This is a genomic window from uncultured Shewanella sp., from assembly GCF_947497935.1.
Lineage (GTDB): Bacteria > Pseudomonadota > Gammaproteobacteria > Enterobacterales > Shewanellaceae > Shewanella.
Genome location: NZ_CANMIO010000001.1, coordinates 326,541 through 350,663 on the forward strand (window position 1 = coordinate 326,541; position 24,123 = coordinate 350,663).

At 45.6% G+C, this 24,123-nt stretch carries 23 protein-coding genes and 1 tRNA gene; 15 read left to right on the plus strand and 9 right to left on the minus strand.

Going from position 1 to position 24,123, the window contains the following annotated elements; all coding sequences use genetic code 11:
- The first annotated feature begins 5 nt into the window (after positions 1-5).
- The 5 genes from Q1A86_RS01385 to gabT all read left to right on the plus strand — a co-directional run bounded on the left by Q1A86_RS01385 (position 6) and on the right by gabT (position 6,069).
- Entirely contained in the window at positions 6-911 is a 906-nt protein-coding gene (locus tag Q1A86_RS01385; RefSeq protein WP_220761258.1) for an ABC transporter permease subunit, read from the plus strand.
- Positions 908-1,723, plus strand: coding sequence for an ABC transporter permease subunit (locus Q1A86_RS01390; protein ID WP_299801978.1), 816 nt, complete (start codon positions 908-910; stop codon positions 1,721-1,723). Before Q1A86_RS01385 ends, Q1A86_RS01390 begins: the two co-directional genes overlap by 4 nt.
- Before the next feature lie 163 nt (positions 1,724-1,886).
- Positions 1,887-3,206 carry an FAD-binding oxidoreductase gene (locus tag Q1A86_RS01395; protein ID WP_299801980.1) on the plus strand — a complete coding sequence of 440 codons (1,320 nt, stop codon included), beginning with the start codon at positions 1,887-1,889 and terminating at the stop codon, positions 3,204-3,206.
- A gap of 89 nt (positions 3,207-3,295) precedes the next feature.
- On the plus strand, positions 3,296-4,744 hold the full coding sequence (gabD, locus tag Q1A86_RS01400) for an NADP-dependent succinate-semialdehyde dehydrogenase (protein ID WP_299801981.1): 1,449 nt from the start codon (positions 3,296-3,298) through the stop codon (positions 4,742-4,744).
- A gap of 47 nt (positions 4,745-4,791) precedes the next feature.
- On the plus strand, positions 4,792-6,069 hold the full coding sequence (gabT, locus tag Q1A86_RS01405) for a 4-aminobutyrate--2-oxoglutarate transaminase (protein WP_299801983.1): 1,278 nt from the start codon (positions 4,792-4,794) through the stop codon (positions 6,067-6,069).
- Positions 6,070-6,210: 141 nt separating this feature from the next.
- Here gabT and Q1A86_RS01410 read toward each other — a convergent pair whose 3' ends face one another.
- A complete protein-coding gene (locus tag Q1A86_RS01410; protein WP_299801985.1) occupies positions 6,211-6,642 on the minus strand; it encodes a universal stress protein in 432 nt (143 codons plus the stop codon).
- Positions 6,643-7,358: 716 nt separating this feature from the next.
- Between Q1A86_RS01410 and Q1A86_RS01415 the strand changes: the two genes are divergently transcribed.
- From Q1A86_RS01415 to Q1A86_RS01430, 4 genes are read left to right on the plus strand one after another with little or no spacing between them, the layout of a single operon-like run.
- Entirely contained in the window at positions 7,359-7,691 is a 333-nt protein-coding gene (locus Q1A86_RS01415; protein WP_299801987.1) for a cytochrome c, read from the plus strand.
- Positions 7,692-7,694: 3 nt separating this feature from the next.
- Positions 7,695-9,104, plus strand: coding sequence for a cytochrome-c oxidase, cbb3-type subunit I (ccoN, locus tag Q1A86_RS01420; protein WP_299801988.1), 1,410 nt, complete (start codon positions 7,695-7,697; stop codon positions 9,102-9,104).
- Positions 9,094-9,708, plus strand: a complete 615-nt coding sequence (locus tag Q1A86_RS01425) for a cbb3-type cytochrome c oxidase subunit II (protein ID WP_299802244.1) — start codon at positions 9,094-9,096, stop codon at positions 9,706-9,708. Before ccoN ends, Q1A86_RS01425 begins: the two co-directional genes overlap by 11 nt.
- A 1-nt stretch (position 9,709) precedes the next feature.
- Positions 9,710-11,881: a cytochrome c gene (locus Q1A86_RS01430; protein ID WP_299801989.1), complete on the plus strand. Its 2,172-nt coding sequence runs from the start codon at positions 9,710-9,712 to the stop codon at positions 11,879-11,881.
- A 116-nt stretch (positions 11,882-11,997) separates the two neighbouring features.
- Here Q1A86_RS01430 and Q1A86_RS01435 read toward each other — a convergent pair.
- The 5 genes from Q1A86_RS01435 to rpsU form a co-directional block, all read right to left on the minus strand.
- Positions 11,998-12,074, minus strand: a tRNA-Ile gene (locus tag Q1A86_RS01435).
- Between the two features lie 348 nt (positions 12,075-12,422).
- Positions 12,423-14,267, minus strand: coding sequence for an RNA polymerase sigma factor RpoD (gene rpoD / locus Q1A86_RS01440; protein ID WP_220765704.1), 1,845 nt, complete (start codon positions 14,265-14,267; stop codon positions 12,423-12,425).
- 126 nt (positions 14,268-14,393) lie between these two features.
- Positions 14,394-16,124, minus strand: a complete 1,731-nt coding sequence (gene dnaG, locus Q1A86_RS01445; protein ID WP_299801992.1) for a DNA primase — start codon at positions 16,122-16,124, stop codon at positions 14,394-14,396.
- Between the two features lie 155 nt (positions 16,125-16,279).
- Complete coding sequence (locus tag Q1A86_RS01450) at positions 16,280-16,723, minus strand: GatB/YqeY domain-containing protein (protein WP_299801993.1); 444 nt, start codon at positions 16,721-16,723, stop codon at positions 16,280-16,282.
- 7 nt (positions 16,724-16,730) lie between these two features.
- A complete protein-coding gene (gene rpsU / locus Q1A86_RS01455) occupies positions 16,731-16,946 on the minus strand; it encodes a 30S ribosomal protein S21 (RefSeq protein WP_006080725.1) in 216 nt (71 codons plus the stop codon).
- Positions 16,947-17,174: 228 nt separating this feature from the next.
- On the opposite strand from rpsU, the gene tsaD reads away from it, so the two are divergent.
- Positions 17,175-18,191 (plus strand): tRNA (adenosine(37)-N6)-threonylcarbamoyltransferase complex transferase subunit TsaD, encoded by a 1,017-nt coding sequence (tsaD, locus tag Q1A86_RS01460; protein WP_299802004.1) that lies wholly within the window; start codon positions 17,175-17,177, stop codon positions 18,189-18,191.
- Positions 18,192-18,255: 64 nt separating this feature from the next.
- On the opposite strand, the gene Q1A86_RS01465 is transcribed toward tsaD, so the two are convergent.
- Both Q1A86_RS01465 and plsY read right to left on the minus strand, forming a co-directional pair.
- Positions 18,256-18,879 carry a 2OG-Fe(II) oxygenase gene (locus tag Q1A86_RS01465; protein ID WP_299802006.1) on the minus strand — a complete coding sequence of 208 codons (624 nt, stop codon included), beginning with the start codon at positions 18,877-18,879 and terminating at the stop codon, positions 18,256-18,258.
- A 302-nt stretch (positions 18,880-19,181) separates the two neighbouring features.
- Positions 19,182-19,781, minus strand: a complete 600-nt coding sequence (gene plsY / locus Q1A86_RS01470; protein WP_299802008.1) for a glycerol-3-phosphate 1-O-acyltransferase PlsY — start codon at positions 19,779-19,781, stop codon at positions 19,182-19,184.
- Between the two features lie 300 nt (positions 19,782-20,081).
- On the opposite strand from plsY, the gene folB reads away from it, so the two are divergent.
- From folB to Q1A86_RS01495, 5 genes are read left to right on the plus strand one after another with little or no spacing between them, the layout of a single operon-like run.
- Entirely contained in the window at positions 20,082-20,435 is a 354-nt protein-coding gene (gene folB / locus Q1A86_RS01475; protein WP_299802010.1) for a dihydroneopterin aldolase, read from the plus strand.
- Positions 20,436-20,927, plus strand: coding sequence for a 2-amino-4-hydroxy-6-hydroxymethyldihydropteridine diphosphokinase (gene folK / locus Q1A86_RS01480; protein ID WP_299802012.1), 492 nt, complete (start codon positions 20,436-20,438; stop codon positions 20,925-20,927). It begins immediately after the preceding gene.
- Between the two features lie 24 nt (positions 20,928-20,951).
- A complete protein-coding gene (locus tag Q1A86_RS01485; protein WP_299802014.1) occupies positions 20,952-21,752 on the plus strand; it encodes an undecaprenyl-diphosphate phosphatase in 801 nt (266 codons plus the stop codon).
- A 55-nt stretch (positions 21,753-21,807) separates the two neighbouring features.
- Positions 21,808-22,641, plus strand: coding sequence for a putative RNA methyltransferase (locus tag Q1A86_RS01490; RefSeq protein ID WP_299802016.1), 834 nt, complete (start codon positions 21,808-21,810; stop codon positions 22,639-22,641).
- A 53-nt stretch (positions 22,642-22,694) separates the two neighbouring features.
- Complete coding sequence (locus Q1A86_RS01495) at positions 22,695-23,594, plus strand: L,D-transpeptidase family protein (protein ID WP_299802017.1); 900 nt, start codon at positions 22,695-22,697, stop codon at positions 23,592-23,594.
- A gap of 216 nt (positions 23,595-23,810) precedes the next feature.
- Here the strand turns inward: Q1A86_RS01495 and Q1A86_RS01500 are convergent, their stop codons facing one another.
- Positions 23,811-24,077 carry an Lpp/OprI family alanine-zipper lipoprotein gene (locus Q1A86_RS01500; protein ID WP_012154230.1) on the minus strand — a complete coding sequence of 89 codons (267 nt, stop codon included), beginning with the start codon at positions 24,075-24,077 and terminating at the stop codon, positions 23,811-23,813.
- Between the last annotated feature and the right edge of the window lie 46 nt (positions 24,078-24,123).

Sequence of the window (24,123 nt, forward strand, 5' to 3'; positions counted from 1 at the left end):
TAATCATGAAAAAGCCGTTAAAATTTCGATTACCCAAAGGCCAATGCTGGACCATAGGTGTCCCGTACTTTTGGCTATTACTCTTCTTCGCACTGCCTTTCGCTATCGTACTTAAGATAAGTTTTTCGACTCCAATCATCTCGATACCGCCTTATGAGCCCCTGTTTCAGTATGCAGAGGAATCTTTGCAGATCATGCTGAATCTGGGTAATTACCTGCTTATTCTCGATGACTCTTTGTACTATAACGCCTACTTAGGCTCGCTTAAGATGGCAACAATCTCAACTATAGGCTGTTTGCTGATTGGTTACCCTATGGCCTACGCCATCGCTCGTGCGCCTAAGCGTAACCAAACCATGTTAATTCTGTTGGTAATGTTACCCTCTTGGACCTCATTTCTTATCCGGGTCTACGCCTGGATGGGGATATTGAGCAACAATGGTGTGATCAATAATTTGTTGATGTGGACTGGCATTATCTCTGAGCCTTTGCAGATCCTAAATACCAATACCGCTGTGTATATCGGCATCATCTACAGTTATTTGCCGTTTATGATTTTGCCACTTTACGCCAACTTGTCTCAGCTCGATGGCAGCTTGCTAGAAGCGGCGGCTGATCTTGGCTCTCGTAGTCTCAATACCTTTTGGAAAGTGACCCTACCGCTTTCAAAAGGCGGCGTGATTGCTGGATCCATGCTGGTGTTTATTCCGGTGGTGGGTGAGTTTGTGATCCCTGAACTACTCGGTGGTCCAGATTCATTGATGATTGGTAAGGTGCTATGGCAGGAGTTCTTCAATAACCGTGATTGGCCAGTGGCTTCGGCGCTTGCAATTGTGATGTTAGGGCTACTGATTATTCCGATAACCCTGTTCCATCGTTATCAGGCTAAAGAGATGGAGAAAACAGCATGAAGAAGTTAAATTTTTCTACCATTATGCTTTGGGCGGGTATGTTTTTCCTGTACGCGCCAATGTTTATCTTAGTTATTTATTCATTTAACGAGTCTAAGCTGGTTACCGTATGGGCTGGGTTCTCGACCAAGTGGTATGGAGAACTGCTGCGTGATCAACAGATCCTCGATGCAGTATGGACCAGTTTACAGGTGGCCTTTTACGCCTCAACCATGGCCGTGATATTGGGCACCATGGCGGCGTTTGTGATGACGCGATTCGCCCGAGGTTGGGGCAAGTTAACCCTATCTAACATGATCACCGCCCCTCTGGTGATGCCAGAGGTGATCACGGGTCTGTCATTGTTACTGCTATTCGTGCATATGGCCGACTTGTTTGGCTGGCCTGCAGAGCGTGGCATGTTGACCGTGTGGATTGCCCACTCAACCTTCTGTGCCGCTTATGTGGCGGTGGTGGTGTCATCGCGCTTACGTGAGATTGACCGATCGGTGGAAGAGGCGGCGCAAGACTTAGGAGCAACGCCATTTAAAACCTTCTTCGCCATTACCGTGCCGATGATCTCGCCTGCGCTAGTGGCGGGCTGGTTACTGTCATTTAGCCTATCGCTGGACGATTTAGTGATCGCGAGCTTCGCTTCAGGCCCAGGGGCAACAACCTTACCTATGGTGGTGTTCTCCTCGGTGAGAATGGGCGTCTCGCCTAAGATTAATGCGCTGGCGACACTGATCATTCTTATCGTATCGCTGATCGCATTTATCTCTTGGTACTTTGCTCGTCGCGCAGACATTAAGCAACGTTCTAGCTCTGCTTAGCAGTCGCTGCATCACTACGATGTGAGAGCTAGCTTTGATATTGGTTAGCTTTCATATCGAGCCGTTCTATAGATTAATCCCAATTTATTTAAGACAGTGAGCCGAAAATGGCTCACCTATCGAGATCGAGAAATACGCTATTGAAGCGTAAAGGACTGAAGTTATGTCAATAATAATCAACGAAAGACAGGCGGAAACCATGACCACTCCCCATGCTGATTCATATTATGCGGCGTCGGCAAACGACAAGACCGAGCGCCCAATGTTACAAGACAATATCGACACAGATGTGTGCATTATTGGTGCCGGTTACACCGGACTGTCGACTGCGCTGCATCTTCTTGAGATGGGCTACAAGGTTACCGTGCTTGAAGCGGCGCGCATCGGTTGGGGCGCATCGGGGCGAAATGGCGGTCAAATTGTTAACAGCTTTAGTCGAGATATCGACTCAATTGAGAAAACCGTTGGCACCGAGGCAGGTAAGTTGTTCGGTGAGATGGCCTTTGAAGGTGCGCGCATCATTAAGGAGCGGATCCATAAATATAACATCCAATGCGATCTGCAAGATGGTGGCGTATTTGCCGCGCTAAACGACAAGCAGATGGGCCACCTACAAGCGCAAAAGGCGCTATGGGAAAAGCACGGTCATATGAATCACCTTGAGCTATTAGACCATAGCGATATCCGTAAGGTAGTAAATACTGAGTCTTATGTCGGCGGTCTACTGGACAAGAGTGGCGGTCACATTCATCCACTTAACTTGGCATTAGGTGAGGCGCAGGCTGTCGAGTCGCTGGGCGGTAAAATATTTGAAGGCTCGGCTGTGGTTAAGGTCGAAGAGGGCGAAAGCCCCGTTGTGCACACGGCTCATGGTAGCGTGAAGTCTAAGTTTGTCGTGGTTGCAGGTAATGCCTACTTAGGCGACCTGATCCCTAAGTTACAGGCTAAATCTATGCCTTGTGGTACGCAGGTGATCACTACTGAGCCGTTAAGCGATGAAGTTGCAAAGAGTTTATTGCCGCAGAATTACTGTGTCGAAGACTGTAATTACCTATTAGATTACTTCCGTCTGTCTGGCGATAACCGATTAATTTATGGCGGCGGCGTGGTATATGGCGCAAGAGATCCTGCCGATATTAAGTCGATCATCGGGCCTAAGATGCTTAAGACCTTCCCACAATTGAAAGATGTGAAGATTGATTATACTTGGACAGGTAATTTCTTACTGACTCTGTCTCGCCTGCCACAAGTCGGTCGAATTGGCAGTAACATCTACTATTCACAAGGCTGTAGTGGTCATGGGGTAACTTACACTCACCTAGCAGGCAAGATCTTAGCTGAGGCGATTAATGGGCAGGCGACGCGCTTCGATGCCTTTGCAGGTTTGCCTCATTACCCCTTCCCGGGCGGGCATATGTTTAAGGTGCCATTTAGTGCCATTGGCGCCTGGTACTACACAATGCGTGACAAGTTAGGTGTGTAAATACATAGACAATAAAGCGAAACCAATCAGGCTCAAGACAGTCGAAAGGCTTTAGGTGATAAGCGCTTAAGCAAATTAAGGAGTAACCCGTGCAGTTAAATGATATGAGTTTGCTACGCCAGCAATGTTATATAGATGGCCAGTGGCTTGAAGCCATAAACGGTGAAAAAGTTGAGATAGCCGATCCTGCAACCCATAAGGTGATTGGTAGTGTACCTGTAATGGGCACGACTGAAACCAAAGCCGCGATAGCGGCGGCAGAAAAGGCGTTACCGGCTTGGCGTGCACTTACCGCGAAAGAGCGTGGCGCCAAATTGAACCGCTGGTTTGAATTGTTACTTGAGCACCAAGACGATTTAGCCCTGTTGATGACCACTGAGCAAGGTAAACCATTGGCCGAGGCTAAAGGTGAGGTTGCCTATGCGGCGTCGTTTATCGAGTGGTTCGCCGAAGAAGCAAAGCGCGTCTATGGCGATACGATTCCAGGCCATCAAGGCGATAAGCGCTTAATGGTGATTAAGCAAAGTGTTGGTGTTACCGCAGCCATTACACCATGGAATTTCCCTGCGGCGATGATCACTCGTAAAGCTGCTCCTGCATTGGCAGCGGGTTGCACCATGGTGGTTAAACCTGCGCCGCAAACTCCTTTTACTGCACTGGCATTAGCTGAACTTGCCGAGCGAGCAGGTATTCCTGCAGGCGTCTTTAGTGTGGTTACCGGTGATGCTATCGCTATCGGTAATGAGCTTTGTAGCAACCCGGTTGTTCGCAAACTCTCTTTTACTGGCTCAACTCCCGTAGGGATCAAGCTGATGCAGCAGTGTGCGCCGACCCTAAAGAAAATGTCACTGGAACTTGGTGGCAACGCCCCTTTTATCGTGTTTAACGATGCCGACATCGATGCTGCGGTAGAGGGCGCGATGATCGCCAAATATCGTAACGCCGGCCAGACCTGCGTCTGTGCTAACCGTATCTATGTTCAAGATGCAGTTTACGATGAGTTTGCTGAGAAGTTAGCAGCAGCCGTGACCAAGTTGAAACTGGGTGTGGGCACTGAAGCTGGCGTAACAACAGGGCCGCTTATTAACGCCGACGCGGTGGCGAAAGTACAAAGACATCTTGATGATGCCTTGTCTAAGGGCGCAACTCTAAAAGCCGGCGGTAAGCTTGCGAGCCTAGGCGGCAACTTCTTCGAGCCGACGATTATCACTCATGTCGATAAAAGTATGTTAGTGGCCAAGGAGGAAACCTTTGGGCCGCTTGCCCCGCTATTTCAATTCTCTGATGTCGATGATGTGATTGAGCAAGCCAATGACACTGAGTTCGGGCTAGCCGCTTACTTCTATGGTCGCGATATTTCCCTTGTTTGGAAAGTCTCTGAAGCATTGGAGTACGGCATGGTTGGGGTCAATACCGGGCTTATTTCCACCGAAGTTGCGCCTTTTGGCGGCATTAAGTCATCGGGCTTAGGCCGTGAAGGCTCAAAGTTTGGTATCGAAGAGTACTTAGAGATGAAGTACATCTGTATGTCTGTTTAATACTTGAAGATTAAGTTCATCAGTATGTCAGTTAAAAGGAAATAGTTATGACAACTAATGAGTCACTCATGGTGCGTCGTCAGGCGGCGGTAGCCAATGGTGTAGGGCAAATCCATCCTATCTATACTCAGCGAGCGGACAACGCCACAGTTTGGGATGTAGAGGGGCGCGAGTTTATCGACTTTGCAGGTGGTATTGCCGTGCTTAATACAGGCCATCTACACGACAAAGTTAAAGCGGCGGTTGCCGAGCAGCTAGAGCTGTTTTCTCATACTTGCTTTATGGTGCTGGGCTATGAGAATTACATTCAAGTATGTGAAAAGCTCAATCAGCTGGTGCCTGGGGATTTTGCCAAGAAAACAGCGTTATTTACCAGTGGCTCAGAGGCGGTCGAAAACGCGGTTAAAGTGGCGCGGGCTCATACCAAACGCAGCGGTGTTATTGCCTTTACCTCGGGTTATCATGGTCGCACCATGGCGGCGTTGGCGCTTACGGGGAGAGTCGCACCTTACAGTAAAGGTATGGGACTTATGTCGGCCAACGTGTTTAGAGCCGAGTTCCCTTGTGCGTTGCATGGTGTTAGCGATGATGACGCCATGACATCGATAGAGCGCGTTTTTAAAAATGATGCCGAGCCCGATGATATCGCAGCAATCATCATAGAGCCTGTACAAGGCGAAGGTGGTTTTTATCATACCTCAGTAGCGTTTATGCAGCGATTACGCCAGCTATGTGACAAGCATGGCATCATGCTGATTGCCGATGAGGTACAGACAGGCGCTGGACGCACTGGCACCTTCTTTGCTATGGAGCAGATGGGCGTTGCGGCAGATATCACGACTTTTGCTAAGTCTATCGCTGGTGGCTTCCCACTTTCAGGAATAACAGGCCGAGCCGAGGTGATGGATGCCATCGGTGCAGGAGGACTGGGCGGAACTTATGGTGGCAGTCCACTAGCTTGTGCAGCCGCGCTTGCGGTGATTGAGGTGTTTGAAGAAGAGCAACTATTGCAAAGAGCCAATGCACTCGGAGCTAAGCTTAAAGAGTCATTGCAGGCTATGGCGGCAGAGCATAAGCAAATTATCGATGTGCGTGGCCTAGGTGCCATGATAGCGGTTGAGTTGATGCAAGACGGCAAACCTGCACCTGAGTATTGTGCACTAATGCTCAAAGAGGCACGAGATAGGGGCCTTATCCTATTATCTTGCGGCACTTACGGTAATGTCTTGCGTATTCTGGTGCCACTTACCGCACCCGATGAGCAGATCGATCAAGGTTTAGAGATCATTAAGGCTTGTTTTGAGCAGGTGTTCAGCCCAGCTTAAACGGTTTTATTTAGCTTAATTAAAAATCCGGGATCAGTTCGATACCGGATTTTTTTATACCTCTAAATCAGCAAGGCACGAAATTGGTCTTGTAAGCAGAATGGTTTAGCTCTGATGCTATATCGCTATGGGTAATAGCAATTACTTTACCACTAGCACCGGACAGTGGGCTTTGTTGGCCACTTCCTCCGCTATATTGGCATTCAAGAAGTGAGCTAGACCTGTTCTCCCATGGCTTGCCATGACAATCATTCCAGCATTCATATTTTTTTCGGTAGCTAAGATCTGTTCGACTGGATGGCCATGACAAATTTTACTTTCAAATGGAAAGTAAATATCGAACGAGTCGATAAATTGCTGCATTTTATCAGCGGCCTCTCTTTCCATTCTCTCGATGAGTTCATCGGGTGTTACCGCGAGCACTCGGGTATGTTTATCGCCAAAAGGCTTATCGACAACGTGTAGTAGACAGACCCCGACTTTATAAAAATTTGCCATCTCAATGGCATAACTTATGGCGTGTGATGCTGTTTCTGAAAAGTCGGTCGGACATAGGATCTGTTGGGTTCGCATAACATTCTCCTGTTACCTGTCGCGCTATACCCAAAATCATCATTGGGGTAAATGGATTAAGGGCTAAATCCTCACTCCTTTAAATATAGGCGCTGTGTTCCTGTGAGTAAATTCGCTAGAGAAAAATCATTTACTCTGTTGTGACTGTTTTTTGAATCGGAAGAGATGATGATAAAAGGGGCTGGGAGTGACAGCGAAATAATAAAGCTAAGTTACAAAGTAGCCTGAATAACAGGCCTTTTCATGACTTAGCTTTACTTGTTGAGGTTAGTCCTTAGTAAATAACTTTGTCAGTCGATTAACGCATAACCCTAAGACCACAACACTGCACTCAATAATTGCAATTCCTGTCACTAATGAAAATAGTGCGGGTACATGTCTAATAAAATCCATCTAAGGCCTCTCAACAATACTCGATAAAAGCTTGATATGTTCGAATAAATATCCCACGGATAATCAGTTATGTTTTTGACCAAGTTCACAAAATTGTGAGTCTTAACGATTGTTAATCTTCACTTAAATTGATGAATTGGGGCCAAGGCCAAATGGTTTTTACTTTTGATTGGTGCAGTCGAGCTTACTCTTTGCTGTGAAAAGTTGAACCAAATCACCTTAACTAACGTAGTGGCATTTCGGTGGATAATTGCACAAATTGTGGCAAATAAATCAATACCGACTAGTTTCAATAAGGTGCACAAGAAGATAAGGGAATGCTTATGAATCGATTACCTCTATTGATAATCCTGATTTTTGGGTCAGCAAGCGTATCGGCAGATTACGACCCTAGCTTTAAAATTGGTAAAGAGAAAGCCAAAGTTTGCATGACCTGTCATGGAGAGGACGGGATCTCAACAATCGACCCTTACCCCAATTTACGCGGCCAAAAAATGGGGTACTTAATCTCTGCACTAAAAGATTATCAGTCGAGGCAGCGTACTAGTGGCTTGGCCATTTTGATGCAGCAACAGGCAGATACGCTTAGCGAACAGGATATGAAAGACATCTCTTACTATTACTCTGTGTTAGGCACGAAACAAGAAGAGGAGTAAGGCATGCAGGTAAGCACTGAGCAATATGATGTAAGGGTTGTTCGTTATTTTGTTGTGGCTGCGGTTATTTGGTCGATTGCGGGGATGTTCATTGGTGTGGTGCTAGCTGCACAGCTTTATTGGCCTGCACTTAACTTTGATTCTGAATATATCCAATTTGGACGGTTACGGCCTTTGCATACCTCTGGCGTGATCTATGGCTTTGTCGTCAATATTTTAATGGGTACGTCGCTGTATATTGTGCAGCGAACTGGGCAAACGCGGTTGTTTAATCGTAGTCTATCTTGGATGGTGTTTTGGGGCTGGCAGCTGATATTACTACTTGCGCTGATAACCTTGCCTCTAGGTTACACCACTAGTAAAGAATATGCGGAGCTTGAATGGCCCGTTGATATTCTGATTGTGATTGTTTGGGTGCTTTATGCAGTATTGTTTTTTGGCACTATCGCCAAACGAAAAGTGCAACATATCTTCGTTGCCAATTGGTTCTTCGGTGCCTTTATTATTGTCATTGCGCTGATTTTTATTCTGAATAATTTGGCCTTACCCGCCTATTTCATGAAGTCTTACTCTGTCTTTGCAGGTGCTCAAGATGCCATCGTTCAGTGGTGGTGGGGACACAATGCGGTGGGTTTCCTATTAACAGCGGGCATAATCGGTATGAACTACTACTTCATTCCTAAGCTGGCTGAACGCCCAATCTATTCCTATCGACTGTCTATCATTCACTTCTGGGGATTGGTTGGCTTTTATACTTGGGCAGGAACTCATCATCTTATCTATTCGTCAGTCCCTGTTTGGGTACAAAATATCGGTATCGTGATGTCACTAATTTTGTGGCTGCCCTCCTGGGCCGGCGCATTTAATAGTGCTATGACACTGCTGCAAAATAAGCAGAAGCTAAAGACTGATTACATTATGTGGTTCTTTATGTCGGCAATTCTGTATTACTGCTTAGCAACATTTGAGGGGCCTTTGCTGGCGATACGCTGGTTCAATATGCTTGCCCACAATACAGAATGGGTGATCGGCCATGTGCATTCTGGGGCGCTTGGTTGGGTCGCGATGTCTGGGATTGCGGTTTTTTATTACTTTATTCCGCGGCTTTGGGGTAAGCGCGGCCTATGGTCAAATCGATTACTTAAATGGCACTTCTGGCTGGCACACCTAGGTGTAGCCCTATATGCAATTGCACTTTGGGTAGCTGGTATTGGAGAAGGCTACATGTGGCTTACCCAGCAGGAGAATGGCTCTTTAGCCTACAGCTTTGTTGAGGCGATGGACTTTAAAGCGCCGTGGTTATTTGTACGTTTCTTTGGCGGAGCCTGCTTTGTGCTTGGTTTATTGTTGATGGCATTTAATCTGTACAAGACGGTATCGATGACAGTGGAGGGTAGTGAAGATGCTCAGTAAAGACTTTACTCAATCCTTAGTAATTCTCATTGTGGCTACCGCGTTAGTCGCAAGCTTTTCAATCGTAGTACTCATAGTGCCTAACTTAGTGCGAACCGATGCAATAAGAGTTAACTCACTCGCTAAGCCACTCACTGCGGTACAAGTCGCAGGGCGTGATATTTACATCAGTGAAGGTTGCCACGTATGTCACACACAAATGGTGCGCAATATCGAGCCAGAAGTGAAGCGTGACGGTAGAGCCAATAAAGAATCGGATGATATTTATGAGTTTCCTAACCTTTGGGGCTCAAAACGAACTGGACCAGACTTAACGAATCTGGGCCGAAAATACTCTGAGCAATGGCAGCGTATTCATCTGATTAATCCACGGCAAGTGGTGCCGACGTCATTGATGCCTGCTTACCCTTGGCTGTTTACGCAGATATTAAGCGGTGATGAGATAGAAGCTAAGATGCGCGCATTACAGACTCTTGGTGTGCCATACACTGACGATGAGATAGAAAGGGCACGTCTACAGGTTAAAGGGCTGACCAAAGGGGAGGCTTTGATTCAATATTTGCAAAGCTTAGGACAAGATACCGCCGACGATCAGGAGCGTTAATATGACTGTTTTCTGGAATATTTGGGTCGTTGGGTTTATCGCTATCTTTCTTACCTTTATGGCGTTAGTCATTGTGAAATATTGGCGCGATAACCAGAGTGCCGATAAAGACAAAACCATAGATACCTTCGACGGTATTGATGAAAATGATGCACCGCCACCTCGCTTGCTGTTTATCTCCTATTTAGTGGCTTTTGCTATCTCAGCCGTTTTTCTAGTGCTTTATCCAGGCCTTGGTAATTGGAAAGGAATGATGGGCTGGAAGCAAAGCGATGATGCGCTCAGCTCACCAGTGACCGATCTAACAATGGAAATGGCCACCATCAAGGATAAAAGCTTGTTAGCATTGGCAGATAATAAAGCGGTGACAGCCAGTGGTGCAGCCTTATTTGAAAACCATTGCGCGGCATGTCACCGCCGTAATGCGCAGGGGCAAAAGCATTTTCCAAATCTGATTGATAATGAGTGGTTGTATGGCGGCAGTGAGGCTGAGATCTTGCATTCGATAGAAAAGGGGCGACATGGCGCAATGCCTGGCTGGAAAGGCATTCTATCGGAAGATCAAATTACCAAAATGGCCTACTACATCGCATCATTACAGCCTCTACGTCGTAACCTAAATGCGCCACAGGTTAAAATCGATTTAGGTAGAGATATATTCGCTCAATATTGTGCAAGCTGTCATGGCGACGGTACTGTTGCCAACATACAAATTGGTGCTCCATTACTCAATGATGCTATTTGGCTTCATGGCGGCAGTATTGAAGAGATTAAGCACACCATTGATTTTGGTCTTAACAACTTAATGCCAGGGTTTGAGACCCAGTTAACTAGCGATGAAATCTTAGCAATCGGCGCTTATATTACAGAGCAGCGTTTAGAGCGTGATGCTCGGTTAGCAGCGCTAGATCCAGAGGCGGTTAAACGCGGAGAGTATTTAGTTAATGCGGGCGACTGTGTGGCTTGCCACAGCTCAGAAGGTGGCGAGCGTTTTGCGGGGGGCTTGCCATTTAAGACACCGTTTGGAACGGTATATTCAACCAATATTACACCCCATGTGAGTGAGGGTATTGGCGCTGATGATTATGCCGACTTTAAAGCGGCGCTGTTTGAAGGTAAAGGCAGGCACGGTTACTTGTACCCAGCAATGCCATACACCTCTTACCAATATTTAAAAGAGCAGGATACTCAAGACTTATGGAGCTATTTGCAGTCGATTACAGCAGTCGCAAGGCAAAACGATAAGAATGAGATGATTTTCCCATCAAATATCCGTACCGGATTGTTAGGCTGGAATTTGGTCTTTATGGATACGGCGCCGCTCTCCTATGAAGCTCCAAAGCATGCTGATTTGGACGAGCAAGAGTTAAAAGAGTGGCAACAGGGTAAGTATTGGGTCATGGGGCTAGGCCATTGTAGTGAATGCCATACCCCACGAAACTTAGCCCAAGCGTTAATACCCGAAAAGATATTCCAAGGTAATTTGATTGATGGCTGGAATGCACCAGATATTAGTGCGAAAGAGCTTTATCAAGATAGGTGGGATATTGAGTCGTTAACAGACTTTTTGCACACTGGACATTCGTCTAAAGGCTCTGCTTTTGCGGGGATGGCTGATGTGGTTAAAAACAGCACCAGCTTAATGACCCGTGATGATATTAAAACCATTTCGCGCTACTTGTTGGTAGGAGATAAGCACAACACCATTCCAGCCGATACTAAGCAACTAAACCCAACAGGGTTTACGGCAGAAGCTTATGCAGATAAACAGTTTAATGCTTATTCATTGTACGCAGAGACTTGCGGAGCCTGTCATGGTGAAGATGGTAAAGGTCGTGATCCGATTGCACCAACTTTATTGAATAACGGCATTATTATGCACAGCGACCCGTTTAATACGATAGCTGTGACGATACGTGGACTGTCGCCAACCTATTTAGATGAAGAGCGTAACTTCATGCCTATGACCAGCTTTCAAAATGTATTGACCGACACAGAGCTTGCAAACCTCATTAGTTTTGTTCGTCATTATTTAGGCGATAGAAAAGAGCCGGTTACTGCAGAGCAGGTTAAAGCGGTGCGTAAGCAGCTAGAGAAAGCAGGCTTTGCTGGTAACCTGCATACCACGCCCGATATGTATGACCATAAAGATGGGGATATTGATATCGATTAGCTAGGTTATTAAGGACTTGAGTTGCATGAATTGATGACAATGATGCGTTTAGTTTCGACAGTCAAATTCAAGGCATGAAAAAGCCGCTTAAATTTCTTTAAGCGGCTTATCAAAATTGGTGGCCCCTCACAGACTTGAACTGTGGACCTGACGATTATGAGTCGTATGCTCTAACCAACTGAGCTAAGGGGCCGACTTAAGATAGTCGTCACTATCGAAAGCGCTGAGAAGTATACGAGGTTTGTAAGCGCTTGTCACCAGAGATTTTGCTCGAAATGCGCTTATACATGCACGACTGCTTATCTGTTAATCAATATTTCGTTAGTTTTTATATTAGCCGTTAATCTGAATAGTACTTTTTGGGGGAATTCAGAAATTTAGCGCTGAATAGCGAAGGTCGAGCCTTGAGGTATAAGAAGGTTTAATACAGCGAATATTGTTTACTAATATTAATTTAAAGCAAAAAAAAGCTGCCCTTAGGCAGCTTTTTTATTTGAGGTATCGTACATACTGAACGAATACTCGATTATCAATTACTAGATTACTCGTCTAGGAATGACTTTAAGATCTCTGAGCGAGAAGGGTGACGCAACTTACGTAGCGCTTTAGCTTCAATCTGACGAATACGTTCACGTGTTACGTCAAACTGCTTACCCACTTCTTCAAGCGTGTGGTCTGTGTTCATGTCGATACCGAAACGCATACGCAGTACTTTAGCTTCACGAGCCGTCAGACCTGCTAGTACTTCGTGAGTCGCGTTCTTCAAGCTTTCGCCTGTCGCTGAATCAAGAGGTAGCTCAAGCGTCGTATCTTCAATGAAATCACCTAAGTGCGAATCTTCATCGTCACCAATTGGTGTTTCCATTGAGATTGGCTCTTTAGCAATTTTAAGTACCTTACGGATCTTATCTTCAGGCATTAACATGCGCTCTGCCAACTCTTCAGGAGAAGGTTCACGACCCATCTCTTGCAGCATTTGACGAGAGATACGGTTTAGCTTGTTGATAGTCTCAATCATATGTACAGGGATACGGATCGTTCTTGCTTGGTCAGCAATAGAGCGAGTGATCGCCTGACGGATCCACCAAGTTGCATAAGTAGAGAACTTATAACCACGACGGTATTCAAACTTATCTACCGCTTTCATCAGACCGATGTTACCTTCTTGAATTAGATCCAAGAACTGTAGACCACGGTTGGTGTACTTTTTCGCGATAGAAATTACTAGACGTAAGTTCGCTTCAACCATCTCTTTCTTCGCACGACGAGCTTTCGCTTCACCGATTGACATGCGACGGTTAATATCTTTGATTGCACCGATAGCTAGACCGGTTTCAACTTCAATTGCATCAAGCTTTGCACGACAACGTTGTACATCGAACTCAACCATTTGTAGACCTTCTACATATGGCTTGCCAGATGCAAGTTCATCGTTGAACCATTCGATGCTGCTTTCATTGCTGGTGTAAACTTTGACGAAGTTCTTCTTCGGCATTTTGGCTTGTTCAACACAAAGCTTCATGATCAAACGTTCTTGAACACGGACTTTATCCATCATAGAGCGCATGTTCTTAACTAAGCGATCAAACTGCTTAGGCATCAAACGGAACTCTTTGAAGATCTCGCCAATTTCGAATAGTGCTACAGTCGACTCTGGGTGACCACGGCCTTTTTCTGCAATGATTCTTAATGCATTTTCATGGGCAACGCGAAGTGTTGTAAACTTCTCTTTTGCTTCTTCAGGATCAGGACCTTTTGGACCTTCCTCTTCTTCTGCATCGTCATCGTCATCATCGTCATCGTCGTCATCTTCGTCATCTAAATCATCATCAGATAACTCTGAACCAACGTGAGTCGCTGTTGGCGCAACATCTTCTGCATTTGGATCAACAAATCCAGAAATAATGTCAGAAAGTCTTACTTCTTCGGCTTCGTAACGATCGTATTGCTCTAGGATCATCGCAATCGCTTGCGGATATTCCGCAACAGATGCTTGAACCGTGTTGATGCCTTCTTCGATACGCTTAGCGATAACAATCTCGCCTTCACGGGTTAGAAGTTCAACGGTACCCATTTCACGCATGTACATACGTACTGGGTCGGTAGTACGACCTAATTCAGCTTCCACTGTTGCAAGTGCAGCAGCGGCTTCTTCTGCAGCATCGTCATCGGTGCTGTCTTCAGACATCATGATTTCATCAGCATCCGGAGCCTGTTCATAGACTCGAATACCCATGTCATTGATCATCTGGATAATATCTTCAATCTGGTCAGAATCGACCATGTCTGCAGGTAAGTGATCGTTCACTTCTGCATAGGTTAAGTAACCTTGCTCTTTACCTTTGGCGAGCAACAATTTAAGTTGCGACTGCGGAGTATGATCCATAGATATCATCCAAGTTGGGAAACTGTTAAAACGACGGGCAAAAAACAGCCACGCAAGTCGTCAATTATAGCCTTCGGCGCTTCTCTGTGCTAGTCCAAGTGTTTACTTTTGAGGCTGAATTTTTAATTAAGCCTTGTTTTTAATCACTGAAATAAGCTTACTAAGCTGTAACCGCTCTTCTTTCGTGAGGTTCTTCTTCATACTCAGCTCTTGGTATCGTTGCTCAAGATACTGGTTGTTTAACCAAACGAGTGTTTCTTTTAACTTTTGAAGCAAGTTTTCATCCGCCACTTGATGATCCCATTGGGTCAGTTTTTTTAGGGTGCTGAATTGGTTATCGCCCCTGAACTGTTCAAGTAGTTGTGCGCTGCTTATCACTTGTCCGCGAGTTAAATCTAATACAAGGGTCAGCAAGTCAATGCCGGCCATCTGTATATGTTTTAGCGCTGGTTGCTCAGGCAGTTTTTCACCTAAACGTGGGTGCTGTACTAATAATGCAATGGCTAATCGCAATGGAGTACCGCGTCCTTTCAACGCTTTGTGCTGACTAGGCTTTTCTGCCGCTTTAGCTGAAAAATTAAATTTTCGCTTAAGTTCGTCCGCACCATTCATTCTTAGCTTATGGGCTAAATCTTCGAGTAACAGGCTCTGTAATACCGTGTCCTGTACTTTCTCTATAAGTTTAATGGCATTTTTTGCCAAAACACTCTTATCTTCGTTGCCGTAGGTTTTTGTCAGGTTCTCGAACAAAAACTCGGGTAGTGCCATGGCTTGGTCTATTTGTGCTTCGAACTGCTCTTTGCCAATCTGTCTTACCAGCGTATCGGGATCTTCTCCCTCTGGCAGGAACATGAAGCGAACTTGATTACCAGGTTTTAATAGCGGCAGGGCCGTTTCTAGTGCTCGCCATGCGGCTTCTTTACCGGCTTTGTCGCCGTCATAGCAGCAGATGACTTCTTTTGCACTACGAAGTAATAACTGAAACTGATCAGCCGTTGTCGAGGTGCCTAGCGAGGCGACCGCATAATCAACGTCAAATTGTGCCAGAGCTACCACGTCCATATAGCCTTCAACAATCAAGACTCTTTGTGGATCGCGGTGACGCTGCTTTAATTCATATAGGCCGTAAAGCTCATTGCCCTTATGAAATATGGGCGTTTCTGGAGAATTCAAGTACTTTGGCGTACCGTCCCCTAACACTCGGCCGCCGAAGCCGATGACTCGTCCGCGCCTATCTCTAATTGGGAACATGAGTCGGTCACGGAATCGGTCGTATCGTTTACCGCTGTCATTCTCGATGACCATACCTGCGGTTAATAGCTTATCTTGCGAATCTTGGTTTTGGCGGTAACGGCTCAGTAAGCCATCCCAACCATCGGGTGCAAAGCCGATATTGAAGTGTTCAACCACTTCTTTTGAAAGGCCTCGATGCTCAAGGTAATCAAGGACTTTTTGTTTATCTGTGTGTTGTCTTAGCTGACTTTGAAAGAAGTTACTGGCTTCTTCCATTAACTGATATAAATCGCGGCTTAGTTCTTGGTCGCGTGGCTTACCTGTGCCTTGTTCCCTTGGGACTTCGAGTCCGAGTTGTCCGGCGAGTTCTTCAATGGCATCAACAAAGTCGAGTCGGTCATATTCCATGACAAAATCGATGACGTTGCCGTGCGCGCCGCAGCCAAAACAATGGTAAAACTGTTTATCTCTGCTAACGGTGAAAGAGGGAGATTTTTCGCTATGAAAAGGACAACAGGCAGAGTGGTTTTTACCCGCCTTTTTAAGGGGCACTTTTGGGTCGATTAAATCGACAATATCAGTGCGAGCTACTAGCTCATTAATAAAATCACGAGGTATCGCCATTAGTGTTGTTAAATGCCGCCTTTATTACGTGAAATCAAAAGTTGCTTGAAATCAAACGTTTCGTGAAATCAAACGTTTTGTGAAATCAAGTTTGGGAATTTCGAAAACAAACAAGCCGCGCAGAAGCACGGCTCATTCATGCAATAAAACTAAAGTTACTTGAGTTTTGCACGGATCATAGCGCCAATTGCCGCCATGTCAGCTCTACCCATTACCTTTGGTTTTAATGCTCCCATTACTTTACCCATATCCGCCATGGTGGACGCGCCCATCTCAACGATGCTTGCATCAACTAGTGCAATAACTTCTTCTTCAGAAAGAGGTTGAGGCAGAAATTTTTCTAAAACTAGAATTTCTTCTGCTTCTATTTGCGCTAGTTCGTCACGACCTGCTGCTTCATATTGAGCAATAGAGTCACGACGCTGTTTTACCATTTTGGTTAAGACCGCTATAGCTTGGTCGTTAGTCAGAGTCTCGCGGGTGTCCACTTCAACTTGCTTAACGGCGGCTAGTGCCATACGAATAGTCCCCAAACGCAGCTTTTCTTTCGCGCGCATGGCTTCCTTCATTTGGTCTTTTAGCTGATCAACTAGGCTCATAATGAGATTAGTATAAACGTACGCGACGTGCGTTTTCGCGAGAAAGCTTCTTAGCAAGACGCTTAACTGCAGCGGCTTTAGCACGCTTACGTGCAGTAGTTGGCTTCTCGTAGAATTCACGAGCGCGAACGTCAGCTAGGATACCAGCTTTTTCACAAGAGCGCTTGAAACGACGTAGAGCTACGTCGAATGGTTCGTTTTCACGTACTTTAATAATTGGCATACGCCATCACCCCTTAGGTGTAGGTTGTATTGAGACAATTACTTGACTCAGATAATTTAAAAATGGTGCGGAATTCTATACCGACTTGCACCCTCTTGTAAACCCCTTAAAGTGATCAGAATGAGGCTGATTAGGCGATATTATCCCCAGACCGCGATAGGGCTATGGAGTAATTAAAGCACAGCAGGTAGAATTGGCGCTAGTTATGTTAACCGAAGACGAGAAATAATGCGGGTTTTAGGTATAGAAACATCCTGTGATGAAACAGGTATTGCGGTTTATGATGATGACAAGGGCTTGCTATCGCATACGCTCTATAGTCAGGTCAAATTGCATGCTGATTATGGTGGAGTGGTGCCAGAGCTTGCATCTCGCGACCATGTTCGCAAAATTGTGCCTTTAATTCGTCAAGCGTTAGCCGATGCTGATATGAGCATCGATGATCTCGATGGTATCGCTTACACCAAGGGGCCAGGTCTTATTGGCGCGCTATTGGTTGGTGCTTGTGTGGGGCGTGCCCTGGCTTTTTCATGGGATAAGCCAGCAATTGGCGTACATCATATGGAAGGTCATTTGTTAGCACCTATGCTAGAAGATGACGTACCTGAGTTTCCGTTTCTTGCCTTGTTAGTTTCAGGCGGACACTCCATGATTGTTGGGGTTGAAGGTATTGGACGATACACGGTTCTTGGTGAGTCTGTTGATGATGCAGCCGGTGAAGCGTTCGATAAAACCGCTAAGCTTATGGGGCTGGACTATCCAGGTGGTCCAAGACTGTCAAAGCTTGCGGCTAAAGGTGTGCCAAACAGCTACCGCTTCCCACGTCCAATGACAGACAAGCCTGGACTAAACATGAGTTTCTCGGGCCTTAAAACCTTTGCTGCCAACACGATTGCCGCCGAACCTAAAGATGAACAAACTCGCGCCAATATCGCCTGTGCGTTTGAAGAGGCCGTTGTCGATACGTTAGCAATTAAGTGTAAGCGTGCTCTAAAGCAAACAGGTTATAAGAACTTAGTGATTGCCGGTGGGGTGAGCGCGAATACTCGGCTACGTTCATCTCTGGCCGAGATGATGCAGAGTTTAGGCGGCAAGGTATATTACCCTCGCGGTGAGTTTTGTACCGATAATGGTGCGATGATCGCCTACGCGGGTCTGCAGCGTCTAAAGGCGGGTCAGGTTGAAGACTTGGCGGTAAAAGGCCAGCCAAGATGGCCGCTTGATACGCTAGAACCTGTCGACTAAGGGTAAAGAATAAATAGAAAAACGGCGCTCATTGAGCGCCGTTTTTGTTATTACAATCTTGTCGTTAGAAGCCGTGGTTAGCATTACTTACACGGAACCAACCCGCGATGCTGTATCGGTTGACGGTAGTTGGCAATACTTCGTGGGGGAAGCGTTCGCTTAAAAACACCACCCATTTACCAAATTCGGGGGTGATGGTTTCTAGCTGATTGTCTAGCTCATCATAAACCACTAACTCGCCTGCATGGTCGGCTTGCCAGTCATGATTAAGAAATAACACAGAGGTCAGAATACGGTTTCGAGTGCCTTGCAGAACGTCTGAGTGCTTTTGATAAAAAGCGCCTGGTTCATAGATGGCGTAGTGGCTTTCAAAATCAAATAGTCCCATAAACAGGCGTCTATTCATACCTTCCCGCAGCTGGGTCATTAAATCTAAATACTGCTTATCAGCAGGGCGTTGCTCTGTCAGCCAACGGATTTGGTCACTGCGAATACTATCGACGAGTTGCTGCTCGCCGCCACGACCAATCGCGGCAGGGCGAAAATCATCCCAAGTGGCATTTTTAGAAGTCTGCAATAACTGCTCACATACAGATGACGGTAGTGTATCGGAAAGAACGATATAGCCGGTTTCAACCAATGCATCAGCAATGGTATCCATCACAGCTTCACTTAATTGTGGAACCATAAACAAGGTACTCAAAAGAAAGAGAACACGATAGCTTTACTGGCAGGCTCATAAGAAGAGAGCACTGTATTCGAGGTAGTGTCAGAACGGGTAGTTTACTTGGAAAACAGGCTACCCAGTCAAAAATCGGCGCAATTATAAATTGCGTTTGTTAAAAAGCAATCGAAGAAAGTATAGATAGGCTTTGTTAAAACGCAATTATGGGTAATGAGCAATCATTAGCGCTACAAACGGAGATAAGTGATTTGAGTCAAGCGTAATTCGTTTCGGTGTGTAGAGACGCTTTGGACTGTGTAACGGTATTAGGTCTTTTTTCGAGAGACCTTAGATTCTTCACCTTTGAGCAGCCGCTTAATATTATCTTTATGGCGGATAACAATTAATGTCGACAGCATGGCCACTGGTATGGTGAAGCGATCATCAAGCCACCAAGTATAAACGGGAGCAAGTAGTGCTGTGCAGATGGCTGCAAAGGACGAGTAGCGAGTGACTAAAACGATGACAATCCAAGAGGCCATGAGGCAAAGCGCTAAGTCGTGACCGATTGGTGCCATGGCGCCAAAAGCGGTAGCTACGCCTTTACCGCCCTTAAAGTTAAAAAATATCGGGAAAATATGCCCAAGACAAGCGGCGATAGCGATGACGCCAAGTGCAATAGGATCGACGCCGAGCCTAAAAGCTAGGTAAGCTGGGGCAGCACCTTTTAGCATATCGAAAAAGAGTACTAATGCTGCCGAGCTTGCACCGCCGATACGCAGTACATTGGTTGCCCCCGGATTGCCTGAACCTTGGCTGCGGGGGTCGGGAAGGCCACGCATTTTACATACCAAAACAGCACTCGATATCGAGCCTGCCAGATAGGCGGCTAATATCATCACAATGGTCAGTACTGTTACGGTCAAATTGGTTTCCTTATTCGTCTTAGGGTATCATCGCGCCACACAATTAATGCGCTGCTATTTTTTATCACTGAGTTACGCCTTAAGCGGGTAACAAGTGCGTGAAATATGGTCGGTAATGCTTTGTTAGCATAAAGCGACAGCTTTTAGTAATTCTTTATATAGCGAGACTTATCCTACTTTGGTTTGGTCTCGTTAGAAAGAGCGTTAGACTAATATTTCAGCTTTGTGGCGGATTATATCCCTTTTGTCCGTTTTAGCTTATCTGACCTCAGTGTCATGGATTAAAGTTTTGGAGATATTATGGATAAAGTACTGATTAGAGAACTTAGAATTGAAACCGTTATTGGGATCTATGAGTGGGAAAAGCAGATCCACCAAAGCTTACTTATCGATTTAGACATGGCTTGGAATAATCGCCCCGCAGCCGAAAGCGATGATTATCAATATGCACTGTGCTATGAAACCGTATCGAATCGATTAACGGCATTGATCACTGAAAAGCCGATTGAGTTGATTGAAACCGTGGCTGAGATGATTGCCAGTTGTGTGATGACTGAATTTAATGTGCCTTGGATTAAGGTTAAGGTAATGAAGCCCGGTGCTGTACCGTCAGCTGCCGCCGTGGGTGTTGAGATTGAAAGAGGTTATGCGTAGATGGCAACAATCTTTATCAGCTTGGGCAGTAATATTGATCCTGAGCACCATCTAAAGGCAGCTTTAACGGATCTTAACGAGCACTTTGGTGCCCTTGAATTATCTTCTGTATTTGAAAGCGAAGCGGTGGGCTTTGAGGGGACCAATTTTCTTAATATGGTTGTTGCTGCACAAACCCAATTATCGATCACCGATGTGGTGAGTCGATTTAAACAGATTGAGCAGAGTCACGGCCGAGTTACAGGCGCGAAGAAATTTGCCCCCAGAACCTTAGACTTAGATCTATTGTTGTATGACGATACCGTTAGTGAGGAGCCTATCGAGTTGCCGAGAGCCGAAATCTTGTATAATGCCTTCGTTTTATGGCCATTAGCGGAAATCGCACCTACTTTAAACCACCCTGTTGTCAAGCGGTCGTATCAAACCCTTTGGAATGATTACGATAAGAGTCAACAATCACTATGGCCAGTTGAGTTTAGCTGGTCAGCGTAAACCTCTTTTTTATTTAGGATAGTTATGGATACCTTTCAGGTGATTATATTGGCTCTTATTCAGGGCCTCACCGAATTTTTGCCGATCTCGAGTTCTGCCCACCTGATTTTGCCTGCTCAGCTTTTAGGCTGGGAAGATCAAGGTCTGTCATTCGATGTGGCGGTTAACACTGGCTCTCTACTCGCCGTCGTGATGTATTTTCGTCGTGAGTTGCTGTCTATGTTTACTGCGTGGACAGGCAGCATTGTCACCCGTAAGCAGAGCGATGAGAGCAAGCTCGCTTGGTGGATTATTTTAGCCACAATCCCAGCTGTCATTATTGGCTTTAGCGCTAAAGACTTTATCGAGACGCATTTTCGTAGTATCGAGGTGATTGCCGCTACAACTATTATTTTTGGCCTATTGCTTTGGTGGGCTGATAAGATGCAACGTGAAGGCTTTAACGAGTTTCAAGTGGGTTGGAAAAAAGCCTTAGTGATCGGTATTGCTCAGGCGATGGCGCTTATTCCTGGCACATCTCGTTCGGGTGCGACTATTACTGCGGCCCTCATGTTAGGTCTAAGCCGTGAAGCGGCGGCGCGTTTCTCATTTTTGATGTCAGTTCCTGTAAGTCTTGGTGCGGCTATTTTAGTGACCAAAGATCTACTCTCTAGCGGTCAAGTTATTGATTATCAAGCCTTGGGTCTTGGTATTCTTGTGTCGTTTATCGCAGCTTATATCTGTATCCACTACTTCTTAAAGATCATCAGCAAGATGGGCATGACGCCATTTGTTATCTATCGCCTAGCGCTAGGTGCGGTGCTATGTTGGGTTATCTTTTTATAATACTAGGGCAAGCCACCCTATAATTTAAGCAATCGATTTAACAGATGAGCGTGTCATGAATAGTATTTATCTTTGCCCTGTTTGCCAGTCACCCTTTATGGTGCATGAAGAGTCGAAAGGCTTGCACTGTGAGAACAAGCATCACTTTGACATCAATGAGCAGGGTTACTGGGTATTTAGCCAACCGAAGAAGCCTAAAGCGGACTCCCGAGCGGTTATGCGTGCTAAGCGCTATGTGCTTGAGTCCGGGATCTATGTTCCACTAGCGCAAGCAATTGCCAAGGTGATTGCAGAGTTACCTCAAGTCACCTCAGCTGAAGTTTTATCTCAACTAGATTTTGATTGTGGTGATGGTTACTTCCTGCGTACAGTCAAAGGCATTTTAGCTGAGTTAACGCCTAAACTTGCATTAACACAGACAGGGATCTGCGAGGCCGAGAATGCAATATTTGCAGCGGCAAAAGCTGAGCCTAGTCCTACCTATATCGTTTCAACGCTAAAGCATTTACCTTTTGCCAATGAAAGTTTTGATTTGGTCACTTTGATCGATAAGCAATTAAAAGGCAAAGAGCTAACCCGCGTGTTGAAGCAAGATGGTGTATTGCTACAGGTCGCTGCAGGGCCAAGACATTTGTGGCAAATTCGTGAATTTATCTACCCAGATTTATCTGAAAAACCGGTTAGTGAGAACTTACCTAAAGAACTTGAGTTATTGCATAGTGAGCGTTTAGCGCTGACGGCAAGCGTATCGGGTGAGCAGGCAATCGCGCTGCTGGAAATGACGCCTTACGCATGGCGTGCCAACGATAAGGTGAGACATCAAATCCAACATACGCAGTTCGATGCACTAGAAATTGACTTCGTAATTAACGTGATGACTAGAAAATAATCTGTGCTCAGGGTAACCTTTGCTTATTGAATTAACCGGAAACTGAAAAACTGATGATGCGTACTTTGCTGTTGTTCATCTTGGCATGTTTGCCACTTACTTCATTTGCCAATGTTTACTCAATTTCTCAGAACGGCAGTCGCCTAGTCGGAGAGTTGCAGGAACATGTCGTGCAGAAGGGGGATTATTTCCAAACGATCTCTAAGCAATACAATATCGGGATCTTGGAGTTAATGCAGTCTAATCCTGGTGTTGACCCATTTTTACCGACACCAGGTACTCGTTTGTTGATCCCGACCCAGATGCTACTGCCTGATGTGCCACATAAGGGTGTCGTTATCAATTTAGCCGAATTACGACTCTATTACTTCCCTAAGGGGGGGAAAGAGGTGCATGTGTTCCCTGTCGGAATTGGGCGTGTAGGGCGCGAAACGCCAGAGATGGTGACTCGAATTAAGTCACGAATCCCCAATCCCAGCTGGACGCCACCTGCTAGCATTCGCAAAGAGCACCTAGAAGAGCGTGGTGAGGTATTGCCACGAGTGGTGCCCGCAGGCCCTGAAAACCCACTGGGGAAATTTGCGATTCAATTGTCTTATGGTGACGGTAGCTATCTTATACATGGCACTAACAAAGACTTCGGGATCGGCATGCGGGTGAGCGCAGGTTGTATTCGTTTGAACCCTGATGATATTGAGTGGCTGTTTGACCAAGTTAAATATGGCGATCAGGTCACTATCATTAATGAAACCGTTAAGACTTCTACAGAACCAGATGGTCGCCAGTTGATAGAGGTGCATTCACCGTTATCGACGGCTGATGGTGGCGATAACACTGTAAGAGAGATGAAACGCGGTGTGGTTGAGTTTATCGGTAATGAGCAGGTTGATTACAGTAAAGCTAACGATGCTCTGCTGACTCAAGCGGGGATCCCGGTCAACATTCAGAGCTAACCTTTTAGGTGTTTAGCTTATGAAGTGAGTTTAAAGCGTCCATTGGGCGCTTTTTTATTATCTTGCGATTGCCATTAAAGCTATTGAAAGCTTTGGAAATTAATGAATAGAGATACTGGGGGATGACAGATAAATTAAAGGCTTGGTTAAGTAAAATACTTAAAACCAAGCCTTTGGAGCTAACCTATTGAAAAACAGGTTAAATTCCTAAACGTATTACTTCTTGTAAGAAGACGCTACGTTGTCGATACGGTCGTTAGCACGCTGAGCTTCCGCTTGTGCGTCCATAGCTGCTGCTTTAGCATCGTTGATGTCAGCAGACATTTTGCCGTGATCTGATTTTAGAGAGCTAACTTCAGCTGAAAGCTGGTCAACTTTGTTACCTAGGTTTGCAACGCTTTCTTCAAGAGCAGTAGTGTTTGCACAGCCACCTAGTAGGGCAGTCATTGCTACACCAGCAATCATAAGTACTTTTTTATTCATCGGGAATTCCCTTTAGATAGGTTGGTTTAAATAAGTACAGCTGTAC

What these genes read in the sequence shown, in the direction of transcription:
- Q1A86_RS01385 (WP_220761258.1), top strand. Translation starts at nt 6, where the DNA reads ATGAAAAAGCCGTTAAAATTTCGATTACCCAAAGGCCAATGCTGGACC.
- Q1A86_RS01390 (WP_299801978.1), top strand. Translation starts at nt 908, where the DNA reads ATGAAGAAGTTAAATTTTTCTACCATTATGCTTTGGGCGGGTATGTTT.
- Q1A86_RS01395 (WP_299801980.1), top strand. Translation starts at nt 1,887, where the DNA reads ATGTCAATAATAATCAACGAAAGACAGGCGGAAACCATGACCACTCCC.
- gabT (WP_299801983.1), top strand. Translation starts at nt 4,792, where the DNA reads ATGACAACTAATGAGTCACTCATGGTGCGTCGTCAGGCGGCGGTAGCC.
- Q1A86_RS01410 (WP_299801985.1), bottom strand. Translation starts at nt 6,642, where the DNA reads ATGCGAACCCAACAGATCCTATGTCCGACCGACTTTTCAGAAACAGCA.
- Q1A86_RS01415 (WP_299801987.1), top strand. Translation starts at nt 7,359, where the DNA reads ATGAATCGATTACCTCTATTGATAATCCTGATTTTTGGGTCAGCAAGC.
- ccoN (WP_299801988.1), top strand. Translation starts at nt 7,695, where the DNA reads ATGCAGGTAAGCACTGAGCAATATGATGTAAGGGTTGTTCGTTATTTT.
- Q1A86_RS01425 (WP_299802244.1), top strand. Translation starts at nt 9,094, where the DNA reads ATGCTCAGTAAAGACTTTACTCAATCCTTAGTAATTCTCATTGTGGCT.
- Q1A86_RS01430 (WP_299801989.1), top strand. Translation starts at nt 9,710, where the DNA reads ATGACTGTTTTCTGGAATATTTGGGTCGTTGGGTTTATCGCTATCTTT.
- rpoD (WP_220765704.1), bottom strand. Translation starts at nt 14,267, where the DNA reads ATGGATCATACTCCGCAGTCGCAACTTAAATTGTTGCTCGCCAAAGGT.
- dnaG (WP_299801992.1), bottom strand. Translation starts at nt 16,124, where the DNA reads ATGGCGATACCTCGTGATTTTATTAATGAGCTAGTAGCTCGCACTGAT.
- Q1A86_RS01450 (WP_299801993.1), bottom strand. Translation starts at nt 16,723, where the DNA reads ATGAGCCTAGTTGATCAGCTAAAAGACCAAATGAAGGAAGCCATGCGC.
- rpsU (WP_006080725.1), bottom strand. Translation starts at nt 16,946, where the DNA reads ATGCCAATTATTAAAGTACGTGAAAACGAACCATTCGACGTAGCTCTA.
- tsaD (WP_299802004.1), top strand. Translation starts at nt 17,175, where the DNA reads ATGCGGGTTTTAGGTATAGAAACATCCTGTGATGAAACAGGTATTGCG.
- Q1A86_RS01465 (WP_299802006.1), bottom strand. Translation starts at nt 18,879, where the DNA reads ATGGTTCCACAATTAAGTGAAGCTGTGATGGATACCATTGCTGATGCA.
- folB (WP_299802010.1), top strand. Translation starts at nt 20,082, where the DNA reads ATGGATAAAGTACTGATTAGAGAACTTAGAATTGAAACCGTTATTGGG.
- folK (WP_299802012.1), top strand. Translation starts at nt 20,436, where the DNA reads ATGGCAACAATCTTTATCAGCTTGGGCAGTAATATTGATCCTGAGCAC.
- Q1A86_RS01485 (WP_299802014.1), top strand. Translation starts at nt 20,952, where the DNA reads ATGGATACCTTTCAGGTGATTATATTGGCTCTTATTCAGGGCCTCACC.
- Q1A86_RS01490 (WP_299802016.1), top strand. Translation starts at nt 21,808, where the DNA reads ATGAATAGTATTTATCTTTGCCCTGTTTGCCAGTCACCCTTTATGGTG.
- Q1A86_RS01495 (WP_299802017.1), top strand. Translation starts at nt 22,695, where the DNA reads ATGATGCGTACTTTGCTGTTGTTCATCTTGGCATGTTTGCCACTTACT.
- Q1A86_RS01500 (WP_012154230.1), bottom strand. Translation starts at nt 24,077, where the DNA reads ATGAATAAAAAAGTACTTATGATTGCTGGTGTAGCAATGACTGCCCTA.